General features: G+C 73.5%; 17 protein-coding genes. 4 read left to right on the top strand and 13 right to left on the bottom strand.

Features of this window, described 5'->3' with window-relative positions; translation table 11 throughout:
• Window positions 1–14 precede the first annotated feature (14 nt).
• The 4 genes from ald to ACFYVL_RS37980 form a co-directional block, all read right to left on the bottom strand.
• Complete coding sequence (gene ald, locus ACFYVL_RS37995; protein WP_389253618.1) at window positions 15–1,130, bottom strand: alanine dehydrogenase; 1,116 nt, start codon at window positions 1,128–1,130, stop codon at window positions 15–17.
• A gap of 146 nt (window positions 1,131–1,276) precedes the next feature.
• A complete protein-coding gene (locus ACFYVL_RS37990) occupies window positions 1,277–3,337 on the bottom strand; it encodes a tetratricopeptide repeat protein (RefSeq protein ID WP_389253369.1) in 2,061 nt (686 codons plus the stop codon).
• A 180-nt stretch (window positions 3,338–3,517) separates the two neighbouring features.
• Window positions 3,518–4,138, bottom strand: a complete 621-nt coding sequence (locus tag ACFYVL_RS37985; protein ID WP_389253367.1) for an NUDIX domain-containing protein — start codon at window positions 4,136–4,138, stop codon at window positions 3,518–3,520.
• A gap of 89 nt (window positions 4,139–4,227) precedes the next feature.
• On the bottom strand, window positions 4,228–5,877 hold the full coding sequence (locus tag ACFYVL_RS37980; protein WP_389253365.1) for a CTP synthase: 1,650 nt from the start codon (window positions 5,875–5,877) through the stop codon (window positions 4,228–4,230).
• Between the two features lie 549 nt (window positions 5,878–6,426).
• On the opposite strand from ACFYVL_RS37980, the gene ACFYVL_RS37975 reads away from it, so the two are divergent.
• Window positions 6,427–8,229 carry a glycoside hydrolase family 15 protein gene (locus tag ACFYVL_RS37975; protein WP_389253362.1) on the top strand — a complete coding sequence of 601 codons (1,803 nt, stop codon included), beginning with the start codon at window positions 6,427–6,429 and terminating at the stop codon, window positions 8,227–8,229.
• A gap of 82 nt (window positions 8,230–8,311) precedes the next feature.
• The gene (locus ACFYVL_RS37970) at window positions 8,312–9,943 is read left to right on the top strand and encodes a PucR family transcriptional regulator (RefSeq protein WP_389253359.1); all 1,632 of its coding nucleotides are present in this window, start codon (window positions 8,312–8,314) and stop codon (window positions 9,941–9,943) included.
• Between the two features lie 73 nt (window positions 9,944–10,016).
• Here ACFYVL_RS37970 and ACFYVL_RS37965 read toward each other — a convergent pair whose 3' ends face one another.
• The 6 genes from ACFYVL_RS37965 to ACFYVL_RS37940 all read right to left on the bottom strand — a co-directional run bounded on the left by ACFYVL_RS37965 (window position 10,017) and on the right by ACFYVL_RS37940 (window position 16,373).
• Complete coding sequence (locus ACFYVL_RS37965; RefSeq protein WP_389253357.1) at window positions 10,017–11,183, bottom strand: glycosyltransferase family 4 protein; 1,167 nt, start codon at window positions 11,181–11,183, stop codon at window positions 10,017–10,019.
• 243 nt (window positions 11,184–11,426) lie between these two features.
• Window positions 11,427–12,200, bottom strand: coding sequence for a hypothetical protein (locus ACFYVL_RS37960; RefSeq protein ID WP_389253355.1), 774 nt, complete (start codon window positions 12,198–12,200; stop codon window positions 11,427–11,429).
• Between the two features lie 84 nt (window positions 12,201–12,284).
• The gene (gene recN, locus ACFYVL_RS37955) at window positions 12,285–14,039 is read right to left on the bottom strand and encodes a DNA repair protein RecN (RefSeq protein ID WP_389253353.1); all 1,755 of its coding nucleotides are present in this window, start codon (window positions 14,037–14,039) and stop codon (window positions 12,285–12,287) included.
• A 192-nt stretch (window positions 14,040–14,231) separates the two neighbouring features.
• Window positions 14,232–15,164: an NAD kinase gene (locus ACFYVL_RS37950; protein ID WP_389253616.1), complete on the bottom strand. Its 933-nt coding sequence runs from the start codon at window positions 15,162–15,164 to the stop codon at window positions 14,232–14,234.
• Window positions 15,165–15,235: 71 nt separating this feature from the next.
• Window positions 15,236–16,051, bottom strand: a complete 816-nt coding sequence (locus ACFYVL_RS37945; protein WP_389253351.1) for a TlyA family RNA methyltransferase — start codon at window positions 16,049–16,051, stop codon at window positions 15,236–15,238.
• A gap of 7 nt (window positions 16,052–16,058) precedes the next feature.
• A complete protein-coding gene (locus ACFYVL_RS37940) occupies window positions 16,059–16,373 on the bottom strand; it encodes a hypothetical protein (RefSeq protein ID WP_389253349.1) in 315 nt (104 codons plus the stop codon).
• A gap of 43 nt (window positions 16,374–16,416) precedes the next feature.
• Here ACFYVL_RS37940 and ACFYVL_RS37935 point away from each other — a divergent pair, with 43 nt between their 5' ends.
• Window positions 16,417–16,767 carry an SCP2 sterol-binding domain-containing protein gene (locus ACFYVL_RS37935; protein ID WP_389253614.1) on the top strand — a complete coding sequence of 117 codons (351 nt, stop codon included), beginning with the start codon at window positions 16,417–16,419 and terminating at the stop codon, window positions 16,765–16,767.
• On the opposite strand, the gene ACFYVL_RS37930 is transcribed toward ACFYVL_RS37935, so the two are convergent.
• The 3 genes from ACFYVL_RS37930 to ACFYVL_RS37920 form a co-directional block, all read right to left on the bottom strand.
• A complete protein-coding gene (locus ACFYVL_RS37930; RefSeq protein ID WP_389253346.1) occupies window positions 16,764–17,711 on the bottom strand; it encodes an ABC transporter ATP-binding protein in 948 nt (315 codons plus the stop codon). The genes ACFYVL_RS37935 and ACFYVL_RS37930 overlap by 4 nt on opposite strands.
• A gap of 38 nt (window positions 17,712–17,749) precedes the next feature.
• Window positions 17,750–18,745: a FecCD family ABC transporter permease gene (locus tag ACFYVL_RS37925; protein WP_389253612.1), complete on the bottom strand. Its 996-nt coding sequence runs from the start codon at window positions 18,743–18,745 to the stop codon at window positions 17,750–17,752.
• 83 nt (window positions 18,746–18,828) lie between these two features.
• Window positions 18,829–19,890, bottom strand: a complete 1,062-nt coding sequence (locus ACFYVL_RS37920; RefSeq protein ID WP_389253610.1) for a FecCD family ABC transporter permease — start codon at window positions 19,888–19,890, stop codon at window positions 18,829–18,831.
• 147 nt (window positions 19,891–20,037) lie between these two features.
• On the opposite strand from ACFYVL_RS37920, the gene ACFYVL_RS37915 reads away from it, so the two are divergent.
• Complete coding sequence (locus ACFYVL_RS37915; RefSeq protein ID WP_389253344.1) at window positions 20,038–20,916, top strand: siderophore-interacting protein; 879 nt, start codon at window positions 20,038–20,040, stop codon at window positions 20,914–20,916.
• Window positions 20,917–21,101: the final 185 nt, after the last annotated feature.

The raw sequence follows: 21,101 nt of genomic DNA, 5'->3' as shown, positions 1-21,101 counted from the left end.
CGCCTGTTGACGCGTCAGCCGAGGAGGGTGCTCAGCTCGACGTGCGGCAGCTCGTGCGCCTCGGCCACCTCGCGGTAAACAACCTGGCCGTCATGGGTGTTGAGACCCTTGGCGAGGGCGGCGTCGCGGCGCAGCGCCTCGACCCAGCCGCGGTTCGCGAGCTCCACGATGTACGGCAGCGTGGCGTTGGTCAGCGCGTAGGTCGAGGTGTTCGGAACGGCGCCCGGCATGTTGGCCACGCAGTAGAAGACCGAGTCGTGGACCTTGAAGGTCGGCTCGGCGTGCGTGGTCGGGTGCGAGTCCTCGAAGCAGCCGCCCTGATCAATTGCAATGTCGACAAGTACACTTCCGGGCTTCATCTTGGCGACGAGCTCGTTGGTGACCAGCTTCGGGGCCTTGGCGCCCGGGATCAGGACCGCGCCGATGACGAGGTCGGCCTCGACGACGGCCTTCTCCAGCTCGAAGGCGTTGGAGACGATCGTCTGCACCTTGGTGCCGAAGATCTTGTCGGCCTCGCGCAGCTTGTTGATGTCGCGGTCGAGCAGGGTCACGTGGAAGCCCATGCCCACCGCGATCTGGGTGGCGTTCCAGCCGGAGACGCCGCCGCCGATGACGACGGCCTTGCCGGCCGCCGTGCCGGGGACGCCGCCGGGCAGCACGCCGCGGCCGCCGACCTGGCGCATCAGGTGGTAGGCGCCGACCTGCGGGGCGATCCGGCCCGCGACCTCGGACATCGGGGCGAGCAGCGGGAGCGCGCGGTTCGCGGTCTCGACCGTCTCGTACGCGATGGCGGTGGTACCGGACTCCAGCAGCGCGTCCGTGCACTCGCGGGAGGCGGCGAGGTGCAGGTAGGTGAAGAGGGTCTGGTCCTTGCGGAGGCGGTGGTACTCCTCGGCGATCGGCTCCTTGACCTTCAGCAGCAGGTCGGCCGTGGCCCAGACCTCGTCGGCGGTGTCGAGGATGCGCGCACCGGCCGAGACGTACTCGCCGTCCGTGATCGAGGAGCCGAGACCGGCGTCCTTCTCGATGACGACCTGGTGGCCGTGGCGCACGAGCTCGTGCACGCCGGCCGGGGTGATGGCCACGCGGAACTCGTTGTTCTTGACCTCGCGGGGGATGCCGACCTTCACGTCGATCACGGTCCTTGAATTCAGGGGATGAAACGGGGCAATGCCATACATACCCAGGGTAGACAGGCATACCTGGGGAACGCCGCAGATCCATGCGGCAGAGCCAGTCTAATGAAGGATTTCCAGCTGTCTAGCCTTACAAAGCATCAACCTCGCGCAGATGCGCTGCGGATTTCGTAGGCTGGAACCTCTTCTTCCATTAGTCTCTCCGCAGCGCTGCGGTGCAGCCGGGCCGCCGTCGGGTCGCCGAGCCGGTCGAGGGTGTCGGCGAGCCGCAGCCGCAGCGCCGCCTGGAGCCGCACCTCACCGGCCTGCCGGGCCCACTCGACCGCCTCCTGGCAGGTCCGCAGCGATTCCTCCGGGTGCCCCGCGTACTCCTGGACCCGGGCCATCTCGCTCAACGCCCTTGCGTGGCCCGGGAGATCACCGAGCCGCCGCAGTCCGGCCGCCGCCGCCCGCCAGTCGCGCAGCGCGTCCCCGTAGCGGCCGGCGTAGGTGTGCACCGCGCCGAGCCGCCCGTACAGCCGGGCGCCGTCCTCGTGCTCACCGCGCGCGAGCCGCTGGGCGAGGGCCCGGCCGTACCAGTCGGCGGCCCGGGGATAGTCCCCCATCTCCTGGTACGTGCCGCCTACGGATTCCATCGCGCGGACCGTGGCGTAGGGGTCCCTGGCCGTCCGTCCGGCGTCCAGCGCCGCCCGGTAGCGGGTCAGCGCCTCCCGGGTGCGGCCGGTCCGCGCGTCCAGGTCCGCGAGGTTCAGCAGCGCCGCGGCCTTCTCCCGGTGCAGGTCGCGCCGCTCCGCGACGTCCAGCACCAGGCGGTGCAGCCCGTACAGCTCGGGCGCGGCGTCCTCGGTGCCCCGGTGTGCCACCAGCGCCCGCACCAGGGCCGCCACCAGCCGGCGGGCCAGCGTGTCCAGCTCGCCGTCGCCGACCGCGGTGCGGGCCGCCGCGAGCAGCGCGGGCTGCCTGGCCCGCAGCCACGCGGCGGCGGCCGGGGCGTTCGCGAAGCGCAGCGCGCGCGGCAGTCCGGCGAGCTTCTTGCGGGCCGGGGAGCCCTCCGGCTCGGTGACCGCCCGGCACGACTGGAGCTGCCGCACGGTCCGCTCCAGCATCCGGGCCCGCGCCAACTGCCGCTCGGACGGCCGGTCCTGGGACTCCGTCAGCGCGAGCAGGAGCGGCGCCAGGCACCCCGGCACCTGGTACTGCTCCCCCGCCGGGTGCAGCAGTCCGCGCACCGCGAAGTCGTCGAGGGTGCTCTGCGCCGCCGAGACCGAACAGCCGGCCAGCGCGGAGGCGGTGTGCGCGTCGGCGAGTCCCGCGGGGGCCAGCGCGAGCAGTCGCAGTATCCGCGCGGCGGGCAGCGGCAGCGAGTCGTGGACCAGCCGGAACGCCCGCACCAGCGGGGCGGGCCCGTGCGCCTGGAAGGGGTCCTCGGGCAGGTCCCGCAGGTGTTTGGTGACATCCGCCACGGAGGACTTGGGCCGGGCCGCGAGCCAGCCGCCGACCAGGACCAGGGCCGCGGGCTGGCCGCCGCACTCCTCGGCGAGCGTGTCGGCGGCGGTCGGGTCGACGGTGATCCTCACCTTTCCGGTGAGGTGCGCGAGCAGGGCGACGGCGGACGCGGTGTCCAGCCCGCCGAGCGTGCAGGGCCGTACGTCGACGATGCCGGTGAGCGGCCCTTGGGAGGTGGCGACGACCAGGCAGTCCGGGTTGTCCGGAAGCAGCGGGTCCACCTGTTCGGCGTCGGCCGCGTCGTCCAGCACCAGCAGGACCCGGCGCACCGCCAGCGCCTCGCGCACCATTTCGGCCAGGGTGTCCGCGTCGGCGCCGGGCGGGCCGGTGATCCCCAGCTCGCCCAGCAGGTCGCGGGCGGTCTCCTCGGTGGGGACGGGCGCGCCGCCGGGGTCGGTCAGCCGGGCCCGCAGCGCGCCGTCCGGGTAGTCGGCGGCGACGGAGCGTGCCAGTTCCTCGGCGAGCGCGGTGCGCCCGGAGCCGGGGCGTCCGGCGATCAGCAGGACGCGGGCCCTGGGCACTTTGCGGCCGGTCAGGGTGTCGAGGCCGGTGCGCGCGATGTCCGCGCGCAGCTCCTTCAACTCCCGTCGCCTGCCGAAGAATTCACCGGTGGCCCAGTCATGGGCCGAACCCGCCGCGGGGGTGGTCGCAGTGACCGCCGCCGCACCGCCGATGTCCACCGCCTGATCCGTCACGGGCCACGCTCCCGTCCGCCTGCGCACCGATCCCCGTCGCGATTGCGGTCGGGGATTCGAGCCTAGTTCACGCTCTGCGACGGAATGAGGGGAGCGCGGCGGAGACGTCCCCCGATCGGATCAGCAGTTTTTACGACCGGTGGCGGACGGCCGGGGGCAGGCGGGCGGGGCGCGGTCCGCTCAGAACGGCCGTGCGGGCCACGGCGCCTCCGCCGGGCGCAGCGTGTCGGGCCCGTCGCCCGCCAGCACCGCGGCGAGCGCCAGCACACCGGTGGTCAGGCAGTTGTTGTGCAGCTCACCGGCGAGCACCCCGCGCACCAGTTCCGCCAGCGGTACCCGCGCGTGCTCCATGTCGGCCTCCTCCTCGGACACCTCGAAGCGCTCGCCGGTCGCCTCCGACAGGTCCCGCGCGAGGAAGATCCGTACCGCTTCGTCGGAGCCGCCGGGCGAGGTGTAGATGTCGGCGAGCACCCGCCAGTCCCCCGCCTTGACGTGCGCCTCCTCGTACAGCTCGCGCTGGGCGGCGTGCAGCGGGTTCTCGCCGGGCACGTCGAGGAGCCCGGCCGGGATCTCCCAGAGCTTGTGCCGCACCGGGTGGCGGTACTGGCTGAGGACCACCACGCGCCCCTCGTCGTCGAGTGCGAGGACGGCCACCGAGCCGGGGTGGACCTGGTAGTCGCGGCTCGCGACGGACCCGTCGGGCATCGCGACGCGGTCGGTGCGGACGCTGGTCTTGGCCCCCTCGAACGGGGTCACCGAGTCGGTGATCCGCCACTCCTGGGGGGTGTCCTTGATCGCCACGTGCGTCCTCCTGAACACAAAGAAACCGGGGCGAAGGCCTGGAAAGGCCTTCACCCCGGCAACCGTAACGCCTGTTCCCCCAGGGGGAACTACTTGCCCTGCTGGCGCTCCACGGCGGCCTTCACCAGGCCGGCGAAGAGCGGGTGCGGGCGGGTCGGACGGGAGCGCAGCTCCGGGTGCGCCTGGGTGGCGACCAGGTAGGGGTGCACCTCGCGCGGGTACTCGACGTACTCGACGAGCTTGTTGTCCGGGGAGGTGCCGGAGAAGACGATTCCGGCCTTCTTCTCCAGCTCGGCGCGGTAGGCGTTGTTGACCTCGTAGCGGTGGCGGTGGCGCTCGTCGACGTACTGCTCGTCGCCGTAGACCTCGCGGACGATGGAGCCCTCGGCGAGCTTGGCCGGGTAGAGGCCGAGCCGCATGGTGCCGCCCAGGTCGCCCGCGCCCTCGACGTACGCGAGCTGCTCCTCCATGGTGGAGATCACCGGGTGGGCGGTGGCGGCGTCGAACTCGGTGGAGTTGGCGTCCTCGATGCCGGCCAGGTTGCGGGCCGCCTCGATGACGATGCACTGCAGGCCCAGGCAGAGTCCGAGCAGCGGGACCTTGTTCTCGCGGGCGTACTGGATGGCGCCGACCTTGCCGGTGACGCCGCGCTCGCCGAAGCCGCCGGGGATGCAGATCGCGTCGACGTCGCCGAGCTGCTTCTGGGCCTCGGCCGGGGTCTTGCAGTCGTCGGAGGTGACCCACTTGACCTTGACGCGCGCCTTGTTGGCGAAGCCGCCGGCCCGGATGGCCTCGGTCACCGAGAGGTAGGCGTCGGGCAGGTCGATGTACTTGCCGACGAGTGCGACGGTGACCTCGTGGTTCGGGTTGTGGACGCGGTCCAGGAGGTCCTCCCAGACGGTCCAGTCCACGTCGCGGAACGGCAGGTCCAGCTTGCGGACGACGTAGGCGTCCAGGCCCTCGGTGTGCAGCACCTTGGGGATGTCGTAGATCGACTTGGCGTCGATGGCGGCGACCACGGCGGCCTCGTCGACGTCGCACATCAGCGAGATCTTGCGCTTGATGGCGGTCGGGACCTCGCGGTCGGCGCGCAGCACGATCGCGTCCGGCTGGATGCCGATGTTGCGCAGGGCGGCGACCGAGTGCTGGGTCGGCTTGGTCTTCAGCTCGCCCGAGGGGCCGATGTAGGGGAGCAGCGAGATGTGCACCACGAAGACATTGTCGCGGCCGACCTCGTGGCGGACCTGGCGGACGGTCTCCAGGAAGGGCAGCGACTCGATGTCGCCGACGGTGCCGCCGACCTCGGTGATGACGACGTCGACGTCGTCGGTGGCCATGCGGCGGATGCGGTGCTTGATCTCGTTGGTGATGTGCGGGATGACCTGCACGGTGTCACCGAGGTACTCGCCGCGGCGCTCCTTGGCGATGACGGTGTTGTAGACCTGGCCGGTGGTGACGTTGGCCGAACCGTCGAGGTCGACGTCGAGGAAGCGCTCGTAGTGGCCGATGTCCAGGTCGGTCTCGGCGCCGTCGTTGGTGACGAACACCTCGCCGTGCTGGAAGGGGTTCATCGTGCCGGGGTCGACGTTGAGGTACGGGTCGAGCTTCTGCATGGTGACGCGCAGGCCGCGGGCCTTCAGGAGCGCACCGAGGCTGGAGGCAGTCAGACCCTTGCCGAGGGAGGAGGCGACACCCCCGGTGACGAAGATGTGCTTGGTCGTCGAGGATTTGGGCTGCATGGCCAAGACGGGGCTCCCGTGGTCGCGAGGTGAGGGTGCGTTTCCGGCCTCCCCACCGGCACACATCGGTGGATTCACCGGTGATTTCGGGGGGCGCCGTCGCTGCGGTTCGGGGGGTTTTGCTCCCACCGCCCACGGGCTACCAGGGTAACAGTGACTGCGGGAGGCTGCTTCCGGCGTCCACGGACCCGCTGCTTTCGGACACTCTGCGCGACACCTTCGGGCCATCTCGGGGCCACCTCCGCCGCCCTGCCTCCGGCAGTCCCGGGCCGCACTCCCGCCGGGTTACGGGCGCCCGTTCGACCGTCTTCACCGCACCCTCACGCCGGCTGCACCCGGGCCTCACCCGTTCGGCCCACCTGCGTTGCGATGACCTCACACAGATCAGCAGCGACCGTCGTATCCTTCACGGACACATCGCTGCGAGCCGGCCGGCGAAGGCATCCATCCCCGCCCGCTCCCGGCCCTTGAAGCTCGTCGTCGAAGATCCCCTGACCGCAGAAGCCCCTTCCACCGGGGTGGATGTGGCCGTTCGACTGGAGATTGCACGTGGCCGGGCGCATCGAGGACTACGCACTCATCGGAGACATGCAGACAGCGGCGCTGGTCTGCCGGGACGGCTCAGTCGACTGGCTGTGCCTGCCCCGCTTCGACTCCCATGCCGTCTTCGCCGGGCTCCTCGGAACCGAGGAGCACGGCTTCTGGCGGATCGGACCCTCCCATCCGGAAGGCGAGGCGGCCCCCGCGGCCACCCGCCGCCGCTATCGCGGGGACTCCCTGATCCTGGAACAGGAGTGGGACACCCCGCGCGGCACGGTCCGGGTGACCGACTTCATGCCGCCGCGCGACGGTGCGCCCCAGCTCACCAGAGTCGTGGAGGGCGTCAGCGGCCGGGTGCCGATGCACTCGGCGCTGCGGATGCGCTTCAGCTACGGACGGGTGGTGCCCTGGGTGCACCGGGTGGACGGCCGCACGGTGGCCGTCGCGGGCCCCGACTCCGTCTGGCTGGACACGGACGTGGAGACGCACGGCCAGGACCTCACCACGCACTCCGACTTCACGGTCGCGCCCGGTGAGCGGCTCGCGTTCACCATCCAGTGGCAGCCCTCGCACAAGGAGCCGCCGCCGCTGCCGGACCCGGAGGGCGCGCTGGAGCTCACCGCCGAGTTCTGGCGGGAGTGGGTCGAGCACTGTACGTACCACGGCCCCTACCGGGAGGCGGTGGTCCGCTCCCTGATCACGCTCAAGGCGCTGACGTACGCCCCGACCGGCGGCATCGTGGCCGCGCCGACCACCTCCCTGCCGGAGGACATCGGCGGCTCCCGGAACTGGGACTACCGCTACACCTGGCTGCGCGACGCCGCCATCACCCTCTCCTCGCTGCTGCGCACCGGGTACCGCGAGGAGGCCCGCGCCTGGCGCGAGTGGCTGCTGCGCGCGGTCGCCGGCGACCCGGAGAACCTGCAGATCATGTACGGGATCGCCGGCGAGCGGGAGCTCGGCGAGGCGGAGCTGGACTGGCTGCCGGGGTACGAGAACTCGGGCCCGGTCCGCGTCGGCAACGGCGCCGCCCACCAGCTCCAGCTCGACGTCTACGGCGAGGTCACCGAGGCCCTGCACCTCGCCCACATGACGGGCCTGGCCCGCAACGACTACGCCTCCCTCCTCCAGCTCAAGCTGATCCGCTACCTGGAGGGCCACTGGAACCAGCCCGACGAGGGCATCTGGGAGGTGCGCGGCCCGCGCCGCCACTTCGTCCACTCCAAGGTGATGACCTGGGTGGCCGTCGACCGCACGATCAAGCTGATCGAGTCGGGCGACGTGGACGGCCCGCTGGAGCGCTGGCGCGACCTGCGCGACGAGATCCACCGCGACGTCTGCGAGAAGGGCTACGACCCCGAGCGCAACACCTTCACCCAGTCCTACGGCTCCAAGGAGCTGGACGCCTCGCTGCTGCTCATCCCGCAGATGGGCTTCCTGCCGCCGGACGACAAGCGCGTCATCGGCACCATCGAGGCGATCCAGCGCGAACTGTCCACCCCGGACGGCTTCGTGCTGCGCTACCCGACGGCCGGTGACGACGCCGGGGTGGACGGTCTGGAGGGCGACGAGGGCGCGTTCCTGGCCTGCTCGTTCTGGCTGGCCGACGACCTGGCGATGATCGGCCGGGTCGACGAGGCCCGCAAGCTCTTCGAGAAGCTGCTGGCCCTGCGCAACGACCTGGGGCTGCTGGCCGAGGAGTGGGACTCCCGGCTCCAGCGCCAGGTGGGCAACTTCCCGCAGGCCTTCAGCCACGTGCCACTGATCGACACGGCACTGCGGCTGACGGCGTCCGGGGCGTACGGCGGCTGACCCGGCCGGGGCCTTTCGCCCCCTGTGACCCGAACGCCCCGGAGGCTGTCGCCGCCGGGGCGTTCGGGTACCGTCCGGCTTCATGGACACGCAGGGCGGAATCACCGTGCAACGGGCGCTTGAACTGCCGGGGCTCCGCAGCGGGCTGCCGGAGGTGGTGGCGGGCGCCGACCGGCTCAACCGGACGGTGCGCTGGGTGCACGCCGGGGAGGTCCCCAACATCGCGTCCCTCCTCAAGGGCGGCGAGCTGCTGCTGACCACCGGACTCGGCCTCGGCACCCGCCCCGCCGAGCAGCGCGCCTTCGTGCGCCGGCTGGCGGACCGGGGCATCGCGGCCCTGGTCGTCGAGCTGGGGCCGCGCTTCGGCCGGCTGCCCTCGACGCTGGTGGAGACCGCGCGGGCGGCCGGCCTGCCGCTGGTGCAGCTGCACCGCGAGGTGCCCTTCGTCTCGGTGACCGAAGAGGTGCACACCGAGATCGTCAACGGGCACTACACCCTGCTGCGGCGCGCCGAGGAGGTGCACCGCCGCTGCACCGAGGCGCTGCTGGGCGGCGGCGGGGTGCCGCAGGTGCTCGGCATCCTGGCGGACTTCGCGGCCAACCCGGTCTTCCTGGAGACCGCCGACGGCCAGCTGCTGTACGCGGCCGGGCCCTCGGCGGGCGACGACCGGGGCGCGGACCCGCTCCAGGTCTGGGAGGGGCTGCGCGGCCAGCGCGAGGCACGCGAGTCGGGGCCGCCCGCGAACGGGACCCTGGTGGACGTGCCGGGCGGCGGGCACGGCGCCGGTTCGGTACGGGCCCGGCTGGTCCTGCTCGGGGTGGAGACGCCGCTGCTCCCCGTGCACCGGATCGCGGCCGAGCGCGCGGCGGGCATCCTCGCCGTCGTCCTGATGCAGGCGCGGCAGGAGGAGGAGCTGGCCGCACGCGGACGCGGCGACTTCCTGTCCGACCTGGCGCAGGGCCGCGTCTCGGCGGAGGACGCGCCCGCGCAGGCGCGCGTGCTGGGCTTCAAGCCGGGCGAGGGGCCGCTGCTGCCGGTGGTGATGCGGCTGGCGGCCGAACTGGCGCCGTCCGGCAACTGGTCGGTGCTGGCGCGGGCGGTGCTGGAGGAGCTGGCGTCCGTGGGAGTGCCGGTGCTGCTGGGCGTACGTCCCGTGGAGGGGCGCGTTCCGCTGCTCCTCGGGCTGCGTACGGAATCGGAGCGGACAGCGGTCGCCGACCGGGTCGCGGCGGCGCTGCGGGCGGGCGTGGAGCGGGCCGGGCTGGGCCGCTCGGGCGCCCACCCGCCGGTGGTGGTCGTGGGCGTCGCGGGCGGCTGGGCGGCGGCCTCGGCCGGGCTGCGGCACGCGGCGGAGACCGCCACGGCGGCCCAGGGCCTGCACGACCGCCCCTGGTACGACGCCCGCCGCCTGGACATCGACCTGCTGCTGTGGCGGCTGCGGGACCACCCCGACCTGGCCGCGTTCGTGGACCGCGCGATCGGCCCGCTCCGCGACCACGACCGCACCTCGCGCCCGCCCCTGCTGCCCACCCTGGAGACGTACCTCGCGCACGCGGGCCGCAAGGCGGAGACCGCCCGCGAGCTGCACCTCAACCGCCAGACCCTCTACAACCGGCTGGCCCGCATCTCCGAACTGCTGGGCACCGACCTGGACGACCCCCAGACGGTGCTGGCCCTGAGCCTGGCCCTGCGGGCCCGCCGCCACGCCTCGTAGCGCGGACGCCGCTCCCGTCACGGCCGGGGACCCGGGCGCGCCCGGGTCCCCGGCACGGTCCCGCCGGGGGCCGCTAGCCCTGCCCGGTCAGCTCGTCGTAGACGCTCAGCACCTGCGCCACCGTCTCGTCCTCGGTGGGCCAGGTCGCCGCCTGGCGCAGTCCGGCCGCCGCGAGCCGGCCGCGCCGCTCCGGGTCCGCGAGGAGGCCGAGCACCGCTCCCGCCAGCGCCTCCGCGTCCCCGTACGGCACGAACTCGGCGGCCTCGCCGACCAGTTCCGGGATGCCCCCGACCTCGGTGGCCACCAGCGGCACCCCGGCCCGCAGCGCCTCCTGGGCCAGCACCGACCGCGCCTCCCACCGGCTGGGCAGCACCGCGACGTCGGCGGCGGCCAGCAGCTCGGCGATGTCGTCCCGCCGTCCGATCAGCTGGACGGGCAGGTCCTCGTCGTCGATACGGCGCAGGAGGGCGGCCCGCTCGCGGCCCTCCCCGGCGATGGTCAGCAGCGGAGCCGGTTCGAGGTCCCGCCAGATCCGGGCGGCGTCCAGCAGGACGTCGTACCCCCGGTGCGGCACCAGGCTGCCGACGGCCATCAGCAACGGCCGCTCCACCGCGCCCAGTTCGGCCCGCGCCTTGCTCTCGTGGAACTCGCCGGACGGCCGGGGCGCGGGCACCGTGACCGGGGCGAGCCGGGCGTCGCGCGCGCCCCTGCTGCGGGCCCGGTCCACCAGGTCGGACGAGGTGCCGAGGACGACGGCAGCCGCCCTGGCCGCCCGCCGCTCCATCAGCCGTACGACATGGCTGCGCGCGCCCTCCGCGTGCCCCCGGGTGTGCCAGGTGACGACGAGCGGGACCCGGCCCCGGGGACGCCCGCCCGCGATCCTGAGCTGCTGCGCCCGTCCGCCCTGCGGCAGCCGCCCGCCGAGCGCGAAGGCGCTGCGCACGGCGGCGTGCAGCCCGTGCGCGTGGACGATGTCCGCCCCCGCGCACGCGCTGCGCAGCGCGGCCACCGACATCGGGTCGCTGCGGCGGGGCACGCACACCACGTCGGCGCCGGCCTCCGCGAAGCCGTAGGCGCTCTCCAGTTCGGCCGGGGCGCACACGGTGACCCGCACGCCCCTGGCCACCAGCCCTGCGGTCAACGACCTGACGTGCGCGCTGCTGCCCGCACTGCCGCCGCCGAGCACCTGTACGGCGCTCAGCTGCGACTGTCCGTACGGCGGGGGCGGGGTGCTGCTCACTGTGGTGGGTGCTCCTGGGTGGTTGTCGGCGCGCAACTCGTCGAGGGGAAAGGGCACTTGTAGCAGACGACCGGCGCGAGGACGCACCGTCCGGGGCACTTGCGCCGCGTTTCCTTCCGCCCAGGTGCCGCACCTGTGCGCGTTACGGCGCCAAGGATGCCAGTTGCCGGGGCAGTTGGGGCACCACAGGCGCGCCTGCGCGGGCAGTTCCCGTCCGCTACCACCCGCACGAGTGATCGTCGCTCAGAACGCCCCCGCCGCACGGCTGACCCTGTCACCGCAGACCGCCGCCGCGACCAGCGCGGCGGCGTGCAGGACCAGTCCGGTGCGTCCGGCGCCCGCGGCCGTCGCCGCCCCGATCCCGGCCCCCAGCGCGTGGGCCCCGGTGTCGCCCAGCATGGTCCGCCGCGCGAGGTCGTCCTCCAGCACGGCCGCCGCCGCCCCCACCGGCGCGGCGGCGAGCACCCCGGCGGTGCCGCCCCTCAGCAGCCCGCCCGCCCCGAGCGCGAGAACCGTTCCGGCCGCCCGCCCGGGGCGTACGTCCACCAGGTTCACCAGGTGCGCGGTGCCCGCGACGACGACGCCCGCGAGGATCTTGTCGGCGGGCCGCTCGCGCAGGAGCGCCCCGGCCACGAGACCGGCGGCCCCGACGCCCAGGAGCTTGACGGCGCCGCTGGTGACCTCGCCGTGCCGCAGCGCGCCCAGGTGCGCCCGGAAACCGCGGCGCGGGTCGTCGCGGCCCGCCATGTCGTCGTACGCGCCGCAGCCCCCGGCCGCGAGCACGGCGAGGACGGCGGCGGTCCTGGTGCGCGCGGGGAGCAGCGGGGCGGCGGCGACCGCCGCCGCGGCTCCGAGTGCGGCGGCGGGCCCCGCGTACAGGTCGACGACCTCGCCCCGGAAGTTCTTCCGCTCCCACAGGGCGGCCTCCCCCGGCGGCCACCGCCGCATCCCCTGCCGTACGCACACGGTGGTCCCGACAGCTCCCAGGAACCCCGCCACCCGCCCCTTGACGATCATGGACTCAGCCTAACCGTCAGGGGTGTGCGGCCTTGGGGGAGGCAGGGCGGGGCGTCCGCACACAGGCACCGGGCTCCCGCCGGGCTAGGCGTCCGCGCGGGCCGTGGCCAGCAGCTCCTCCGCGTGCGCGCGGGCCGTCTCCGAGTCCTCCTGGCCGGCCAGCATCCGCGACAGCTCGCGCACCCGGTCCTCGCCCTCCAGCACGGTCACCCCGCTCCGGGTCACCGAACCGTCGTTGGTCTTCTCGACGAGCAGCTGCCGGTCCGCGAACGCCGCCACCTGCGGCAGGTGCGTCACCACGACCACCTGCGCCGACCTGGCCAGCTTCGCGAGCCGCCGGCCGACCTCGACGGCCGCCTTGCCGCCGACGCCCGCGTCGACCTCGTCGAAGAGGTACGTGGGAACGGGGTCGGACCCGGCGAAGACGACCTCCACCGCGAGCATCACGCGCGAGAGCTCACCGCCGGACGCGCCCTTGCCGATGGGACGCGGCTGCGCCCCGGGGTGCGGGGCGAGCAGCAGCTCGACCTCGTCGGCACCGGAGGAGTGGTAGGCGACGAGCCGGCCGCCCACCTCGATGCCGCGCTCGGGGTCCTCGGTCTGCCGGATGTCGATGGACACGCGCGCGTGCGGCATGGCGAGGGACGCCAGCTCGGCGGTCACGGCGTCGGCGAAGCGCGCGGCGGCCTCCGTACGGGCGTCGGTCAGGGCCTGGGCCAGTGTGGACAGTTCCTCGCGCAGCACGTCCCGCTCGGCGGTCAGCTCGCCGATCCGGTCGTCGTCGCCGTCCAGTTCGGTGAGCCGGGCGGCGCCCTCCTGCGCCCACTGGAGCACCGCGTCGATGCCGCCCTCGGGTCCGCCGTACTTCCGGGTGAGCTGCGTCAGGGCCGCCCTGCGCTCCTCGACGGCGGCCAGTCGCAGCGGGTCGGCGTCGAGGTCGTCGGCGTACCCGGCGAGCTCGCCCGCCACGTCGCCGAGCAGGATGCCGATCTCGCCGATGCGCTCGGCCAGGGCGCCCAGGGCCGCGTCGTGCGCGCGCACGGCGTCCACCGCGCGGTGCGCGCCCGCGACGAGGGTGCCGGCGTCGACTCCCTCGGGGTCCTCGGGGTTCCCGGCGAGGGCGGCGTGCGCGAGGGCGGCGGCGGAGGCGAGTGCCTCGGCGTGGCCGAGCCGCTCGGCCTCGGCCGCGAGTTCGGTGTCCTCGCCCGCGAGCGGTTCGACGGCGGCGATCTCCTCCAGGCCGAAGCGCAGCAGATCGGCCTCCTGGGCCCGCTCACGGGCCCGGGTGACGAGGGTGTCCAGTTCGGTGGAGACGGTCTTCAGACGGCGGTAGGCGGCCGTGTACTTGGCGTGGGGCACCGCCACGGCGTCGCCCGCGTACCGGTCGAGCGCCTGCCGCTGCCGGGACGGCCGCAGCAGGCCCTGCTGATCGGTCTGTCCGTGCACGGCGACCAGGTCGTCCGCCAGTTCCGTGAGCACGCCCACCGGCACGGACCGGCCGCCGAGGTGGGCGCGCGAACGCCCCTCGGCAGAAACCGTCCTGCTGATCAGCAGCGCTCCGTCGTCGAGTTCCGCCCCGGCCTCCTCGGCACGCAGGGCGGCCGGGTCGCCGGGGCCGACCGTGAGCCGGCCCTCCACCACCGCCGCCTTGGATCCCAGCCGTACCAGCGCAGCGTCGGCCCGGCCTCCGAGCAGCAGCCCGAGACTGGTGACGACCATGGTCTTGCCCGCTCCGGTCTCGCCGGTCACCGCCGTGAAGCCGGGTGACAGCTCGACGACAGCGTCGTCGATGACTCCGAGCGACCGTATCCGCATCTCCTCCAACACGGACACGACCATACGAGGTCGGGAGGGCGGTGTGCGACGTCACCCGTCCGCCGCACACCCCGCAAGCCGCCGAAACCTGCGGAAAACCGCAGTCCAATCCTGAGGCCGACCGCATGGCGGGCCGCCGCTGCCCGGCCGCAGAGTGGGTGACACGGCGGTCGTCGGGTTGATCGCACGAAGACTCGGTGAAGACTCGGCGTGGGGTCAGTGCGGTGCTCCGCGCCACCCCGACACAGGGAGGGCGAACTTGGCCACCAGACGGTCGGTGAACGACGCGTGGTGCAGTCTGGCCAGCCGTACGGGCACCTCGCCCCGGCGGACCTCCACCCGCGCCCCGGAGGGCAGTTCGACGGTGCGGCGGCCGTCGCACCACAGCACCCCGTGGGGGGTGTGCGGCTGGACCTCGACGGCGAGCACCGAGGTGGGCGAGGTGACCAGCGGCTTCGCGAACAGGGCGTGCGCGCTGATCGGCACCATCAGCAGCGCCTCCACCTCCGGCCAGACCACCGGCCCGCCGGCCGAGAAGGCGTACGCGGTGGAACCGGTCGGCGTCGCGCAGACGATGCCGTCGCAGCCGAAGCCGGTGACCGGGCGGCCGTCGATCTCCAGCACGACCTCCAGCATCCGCTCCGGCGACACCTTCTGCACGGCGGCCTCGTTGAGCGCCCAGTCGCGGTGCACGACGTCCCCGTTGTTGTGCACCAGGACGTCGAGCGTCATCCGCTCCTCGACCTCGTACGACTTGGTGACGACGCGGTCCACCACCTTGTCCAGGTCGTCCCGCTCGGCCTCGGCGAGGAAACCGACCCGCCCCAGGTTGACGCCCAGCATCGGTACGCCGGAGGCGCGGGCGATGTCCGCGCCGCGCAGCAGGGTGCCGTCACCGCCGAGGACGATGAGCAGTTCGCAGCCGTCGAGCACGTCCGGGGTCGCCTCCACGACGGTCTCCACGGACTCCGGGAGCGGCAGGTCGACCGCCTCCGACTCCAGGAGACGCACGCCGAGGCCGCTCTTGAGGAGTCCCTCGACGACGAGTTCGGCGCTGCGGATCGCGGCGGGCCGCCCCGTGTGCGCCAGGAGGAACACGGTGCGTTCCGCTGCTGGGGCGAGCACCAGTGCCGCCGCGGCGTCCGGCAGCAGTGGCGCGGCGGGCGCCGGGTCGTCGCCCGGGGTGTCCGCGGTCGTTCCTGTGGTCGTCCCTGTCCTTGTCAACGAGGCCCCTCCGCCACTGCACGGTCAACGTCCGCCGGATCGAGTTCGGGTGCCCCCGCCCGGAGCCACAGAAAGTACTCGACATTTCCGGAGGGGCCGGGCAGCGGACTGGCCGTCACGCCCCGCACTCCGAGTCCGAGTTCCCACGCCTGCCGCGCCACGTTCCGTACGGCGTCGGCGCGCAGCTCGGGACTGCGTACCACTCCCCCGCTGCCGAGGCGCTCCTTGCCCACCTCGAACTGCGGCTTCACCATCAGCACCAGGTCGGCGTCGGGTGCCGCGCAGCGCGCCAGCGCGGGCAGCACCAGACCCAGAGGGATGAACGACAGATCGCCGACGACGATGTCCACCGGGACCCCGTCGATCGTCTCCAGGGTCATCTCGCGCACGTTCGTGCGGTCCTTGACGGTGACCCGTTCGTCGGACTGCAGCGACCAGGCGAGCTGTCCGTAGCCGACGTCGACGGCGAGCACGTGTCCGGCCCCGGCCCGCAGCAGTACGTCGGTGAAGCCGCCGGTGGAGGCTCCGGCGTCCAGTGCCCGGCGCCCCTCGACCTTCAGGCCCAGCGGTGCGAAGGCGGCCAGCGCCCCGGCCAGCTTGTGCCCGCCGCGCGAGACGTAGTCGGGGTCGTCGTCGTCCTTGAGCACCACCAGGGCGGCGGCCGTCTCGACCTGCGTCGCCGGCTTGGTCGCCACCGCTCCGGCGACCTTGACCCGGCCGGCCGCGATCAGCTGGCTCGCGTGCTCCCGCGAGCGGGCGAGCTTCCGGCGGACCAGCTCGGCGTCCAGGCGGCGGCGTGCCACTCCTGCCACTTCTCGTTCAGCTCCTGAGGTCGTACGGGGTGGGCGGTGACGACGGTGAGGTCGCCGGGGTCGTGGAGGGCGCCGGGGGTCCCGGGCGTGCGTCGAGCGCGGTCAGCGTTTCGCGCAGCCTCCGGTGTACATCCTCGTACACCTCGATGTGTCCGTCCGCCGTCAGGTGGTCGACGTCCGAAAGACGCTCCAGTCCGGCGTCGACCTCGGCGTTCCCCGTCGTGCTCCGCTCGACCCCGAGCGGGGCGGGGGCCGCCGGGTCGTACGCCACCATGCCCGCGGCACCGTCGTCCCCGGTGGCCGCTGCTTCCTCGACATCCATGGTCATGACGCTACCGCGAAGCCCTGAGGTACGGTCGGCGATGATGGCGACCATGGAGGAGTGCCGCGGTGCACTCGACAAGCTCTCGGACAATCTCAGCGGTTCCGACCACGACGGCGTGCGCAGCGTCGCGGGGTTCGACCGCTCGCTCAGCTGCCACATCACGGATCTGGACACGACCTTCACCGGCCGTCTCGCGGACGGCCGGATCACGGTGGCCGACACCGTCGCGGGTCCGCCGCGCGAGCGTGCCCAGATCCGGCTGGCGATGACCGGCGACGACCTGGTCGCGATGGTCGACGGGCAGCTGAACTTCGCGAAGGCGTGGGCCTCGGGAAGGGTGCGGCTGGAGGCCGGTTTCCGCGACCTCCTGCACCTCAGGAAGCTCCTCTAGCCACCCACGGCCGGAGCGCCTGCCTCCGCGCCCGCGCCGGCCCGCGCGCCGGTGCCTGCTTCCTCACCGGTAGCCGCGTCCTCGGCGACCTCGGCCCGCCGCTTGCGCGCGGCCGGCACCACCAGCGGAGTACCGGTCTCCGGATCGGCGATGACCTGGCACTTCAGCCCGAACACCCGCTCCACCAGGTCGGCCGTGACGATGTCCGACGGCGCGCCCTCGGCGACGACCTCGCCGTCCCGCATGGCGATCAGGTGCGTGGCGTAGCGCGCCGCGTGGTTCAGGTCGTGCAGTACGGCGACCAGGGTGCGCCCCTGGGTCTCGTGCAGCTCCGCGCACAGGTCGAGCACGTCGATCTGGTGCTGGATGTCGAGGAAGGTGGTCGGCTCGTCGAGGAGCAGCAGCGGCGTCTGCTGGGCGAGCGCCATCGCGATCCACACCCGCTGGCGCTGGCCGCCGGACAGCTCGTCCACGTACCGCTCGCCCAGTTCGCCGACGCCGGTGGCGGCCATCGACTCCTCGACGATCCGTTCGTCCTCGGGCGACCACTGCCGCAGCAGTCCCTGGTGCGGGTAGCGCCCGCGCGCCACCAGGTCGGCGACCGTGATCCCGTCCGGCGCCACCGACGACTGGGGCAGCAGCCCGAGCGTCCTGGCGACCTTCTTCGCGGGCAGCGACCCGATGGCCTGCCCGTCGAGCAGCACGTGCCCCCGTGACGGCTTCAGCATCCGCGACAGGGCGCGCAGCAGCGTCGACTTGCCGCAGGCGTTGGGGCCCACGATGACGGTGAAGGAGTGGTCCGGGATCTCGACCGAGAGGTTCTCGGCGATGACCCGCTCGTCGTAGCCGAGCGTCACCGCCTCGGCGACGAGACGCTGCGCGGAGCCGTTCGCGGTCCGCTGCTCGGACGTGCGCGCGGTCCGGTCCTGTCGGGACTTGGACATCGGGTTCCTGCTCCTGCCGTTCGCGTTCCTGCCGCTGTTCATATCCGTCCCGCCTTGCGCTCCGTCACCAGCAGCCACAGCAGATAACAGCCGCCGACCACACCGGTCACCACTCCCACCGGCAGCTGGCGCTCGCCGAAGGCCTGCTGGGCCACCCAGTCCGCCACCACCAGCAGCCCCGCGCCCATCAGCGCCGAGGGCACCAGGTTGGGCCCCGGAGCACGGGTGAGCCGCCGGGCGAGCTGCGGCGCGCTCAGCGCCACGAACACGATGGGCCCGGCCGCCGAAGTGGCCACCCCGATCAGCAGCACCGCACACAGCATGAGCACCACCCGCGCCCGCTCCACCGGCACACCGAGCGCGTACGCCGCGTCGTCGCCCATCTCCATCATCCGCAGCGCCCGCCCGTGGCCGAGCGCCAGCGGCATCAGTACGGCGCAGGCGGCGGCCAGCGGAACGACCTGCTCCCAGCCGCGGCCGTCCAGCGTGCCGGTGATCCACAGCATCGCCTGCGTCGCGTCGACGAGGCTGGCCTTGGTCAGCAGGTACTGCATGACGGCGGTCAGCATGGCCGCGGCGCCGATGCCGACGAGCACCAGCCGGTAGCCGTGCACGCCCCGCTTCCACGCCAGCAGGTAGATCAGCAGGCCGGTCACCAGACAGCCGGCCAGCGCACCCGCGGCGATCGTCCAGCTGCTCCCCTGGAACAGCACGATGACGACCAGTGCCCCGACGGTCGCACCCTGGCCGAAGCCGAGCACGTCCGGGCTGCCGAGCGGGTTGCGGGAGATCGACTGGAAGATCGCACCGGAGAGTCCGAGCGCCGCGCCCACCAGCAGGGCGGTCAGCACCCTCGGCAGCCGTACGTCCTGGACGATGAACTCCTGCGCGGGCACCCCGTCGCCGAGCAGCGTCGAGACGACCTCGCCCGGTGTCATCGGGAAGTCGCCGCTGCCGATGAGGACGATGCCGACGCCCAGCGCCACCACAGCCAGCGCCGCCGTCATGACCACGGCCCGCGGTGCGAAGCGCATCGACAGGCCGCGGGTACGCACCGCCCGCGCGCCGGAGCGGCGCACGGGCGCCCGCTCCTCGCTCTTCACTGCTTCCCTGGTGCTCACAGCTGCCCCATCCGCCGACGGCGTACCAGGTGGATGAAGACGGGCCCGCCGATGAGCGCGGTCACGATCCCGACCTGGAGTTCCGCGGGCCTCGACACGACCCGTCCCACCACGTCCGAGCCCAGCAGCAGCACGGGCGCGAGCACGGCGGCGTACGGCAGGATCCAGCGCATGTCCGGGCCGGTGATGGCCCGCACCAGGTGCGGCACCATCAGCCCGATGAAGACGATCGGCCCGCACGCGGCGGTCGCGGCGCCGCACAGCAGCGTCACGGAGACCATCGCCAGCACCCGGGTCCGGGTCAGGTGGACACCGAGCGAGCGCGCGCTGTCCTCGCCCATCTCCATCGCGTTCAGCGGCCGGGCGATCAGCAGTGCCAGCACGAGCCCCGCCACGATGAACAGCCACACCTTCGACACCACCGCCATGTCCGCCGAGGCCAGCGACCCCACGGTCCAGAAGCGCAGCCGCTCCAGCGCGGCCGAGTCGAGGAGCTGTACGGCGTTGACGTACCCGAAGAGGGCCGCGGTCGCCGCCGTGCCGGCGAGGGCGAGCCGTACCGGCGTCGCTCCCCGGCTGCCGCCCAGCAGGTACACCACCGCGGAGACGGCGCCCGCCCCCAGGAACGCGAACCACACGTAGCCGGTGAGCGAGGTGACGCCGAGGAAGCTGATCGCCGAGACGACGGCGGCGGACGCTCCGGCGTTCACCCCGAGGATGCCCGGCTCGGCCAGCGGATTGCGGGTCAGGCCCTGCATCACCGCCCCGGCCATGCCGAGCGCGGCTCCGACGAGCACGCCCAGCAGGGTGCGCGGTACCCGCACGTCCCGGACGATCACGTCGTCGCCGGTGCCCGAGTAGTGCGCCAGCCCGTGCCACACCTCGCCCAGGCTCAGGTTCTTGGCGCCCACGGCGATGCTCAGCAGCACCACCAGCACCAGTACGCCCAGGGAGACCAGCAACCCGGCAGCACGCACCGCGTTGCGTTTGCGGACGGTACCGGTGGCGGGCGGAGCGGAGCCGGGCTCCACGCTCTCTTCGGGGGGACTGTCGACCAACACCTGGTTAGGTTAGCCTACCCTCCAATCCATCCCGTACGGAGAGCTACGCCGCCCAGCCCCGGCGCTCCTCGCCGTGCCCGCGCGCACCCGCTGCCCGCCGCACCGAGGGCCCGCCGCCCCGCGATCAGCCGAAGAGGCCGCCCGATGACCGCATCACAGCCGACCGCCCCCACCGCTCCCACCGCCACCGCGACGGCGACCGCCGACGCCCCCTACCACTTCTTCGACCTGCGGGTGCTGCGCACCGAACGGGTCTCACCGAGCATGCTGCGCGTCGTCCTCGGCGGCGAGGACCTGGCCGGCATGGGTTCCGCCGGCCGCGACCAGCGCATCAAACTCTTCTTCCCGCACCCCGGCCAGGACGCCCCCGTCGTCCCCCGGAGCGAGGACGGCCAGTGGTACGCCGCCTGGTGCGCGCTCGACCCGGGGGTGCGCGGCATCATGCGCACCTACACCACCCGTGACCTGCTCCGCGACCCCGACGCGCTGGTCGTCGACTTCGCCCTGCACCCGGGCGCGGAGGGCCCGGCCTCCCGCTGGGCGACGGCGGCCCGGCCCGGCGACAAGCTGTGCGTGCTGGCCCCGGTCGGCGCGGAGAACGGCGGCTACGACTTCCGCCCGCCGCCCGGCACCAGGTCGTACGTCCTCGCCGGTGACGAGTCCGCCCTCCCCGCACTGGCCGGCATCCTCGCGTCGCTCCCGCCGGAGGCCACCGCGCGGGTCTGGATCGAGGTCCAGGACCCGGCCGACCGCCAGCACCTCGCCACCGAGGCAGCCGCGGAGATCACCTGGGTGGTGCGCGACCCGGCCGCCCCCTTCGTGGACGCCTTCCGCGCGGCGGACCTGCCCGACCCCGCGACCGCCCCGTACGCCTGGATCGCGGGCGAATCGGCCACCGTCCGCGCGCTGCGCCGCAACCTCGTCCAGGACCGCGGCTACGACCGCAAGTCCGTCCGCTTCTCCGGCTACTGGCGCCCCGGCACCACCGAAGACCAACTCCTCACCACGGGCCAAGCCGCCTAACCCCACGCCCACCCCCTTGGCGGCGGAGCCGCACCCCCGAGCCCCCTTGAGCGACAGACCCGCACCTTCCCCACCCACCCCCGCCCCCTCGGGCGGCGGGCCCGCCCGCTCGCTCCCCCGCCCCCTTGGGCGGCGGGGCCGCCCCCCGGGGGCGGAACGGGCGGGCAAGGGGGCGGCCCCCGGCG

Source organism: Streptomyces sp. NPDC004111, from assembly GCF_042874215.1.
In the GTDB taxonomy this organism is placed as follows: Bacteria; Actinomycetota; Actinomycetes; order Streptomycetales; family Streptomycetaceae; genus Streptomyces.
The sequence above is the reverse complement of the archived record's forward strand: the minus strand, read 5'-3'. Positions and strand labels throughout refer to the sequence as shown.

Coding starts and splice junctions, on each gene's coding strand:
- ACFYVL_RS37980 (WP_389253365.1), bottom strand. CDS start 5,877: ATGCAGCCCAAATCCTCGACGACCAAGCACATCTTCGTCACCGGGGGT.
- ACFYVL_RS37970 (WP_389253359.1), top strand. CDS start 8,312: ATGGACACGCAGGGCGGAATCACCGTGCAACGGGCGCTTGAACTGCCG.
- ACFYVL_RS37960 (WP_389253355.1), bottom strand. CDS start 12,200: ATGATCGTCAAGGGGCGGGTGGCGGGGTTCCTGGGAGCTGTCGGGACC.
- recN (WP_389253353.1), bottom strand. CDS start 14,039: ATGGTCGTGTCCGTGTTGGAGGAGATGCGGATACGGTCGCTCGGAGTC.
- ACFYVL_RS37940 (WP_389253349.1), bottom strand. CDS start 16,373: ATGGATGTCGAGGAAGCAGCGGCCACCGGGGACGACGGTGCCGCGGGC.
- ACFYVL_RS37935 (WP_389253614.1), top strand. CDS start 16,417: ATGGCGACCATGGAGGAGTGCCGCGGTGCACTCGACAAGCTCTCGGAC.
- ACFYVL_RS37930 (WP_389253346.1), bottom strand. CDS start 17,711: ATGTCCAAGTCCCGACAGGACCGGACCGCGCGCACGTCCGAGCAGCGG.
- ACFYVL_RS37925 (WP_389253612.1), bottom strand. CDS start 18,745: ATGCGCTTCGCACCGCGGGCCGTGGTCATGACGGCGGCGCTGGCTGTG.
- ACFYVL_RS37915 (WP_389253344.1), top strand. CDS start 20,038: ATGACCGCATCACAGCCGACCGCCCCCACCGCTCCCACCGCCACCGCG.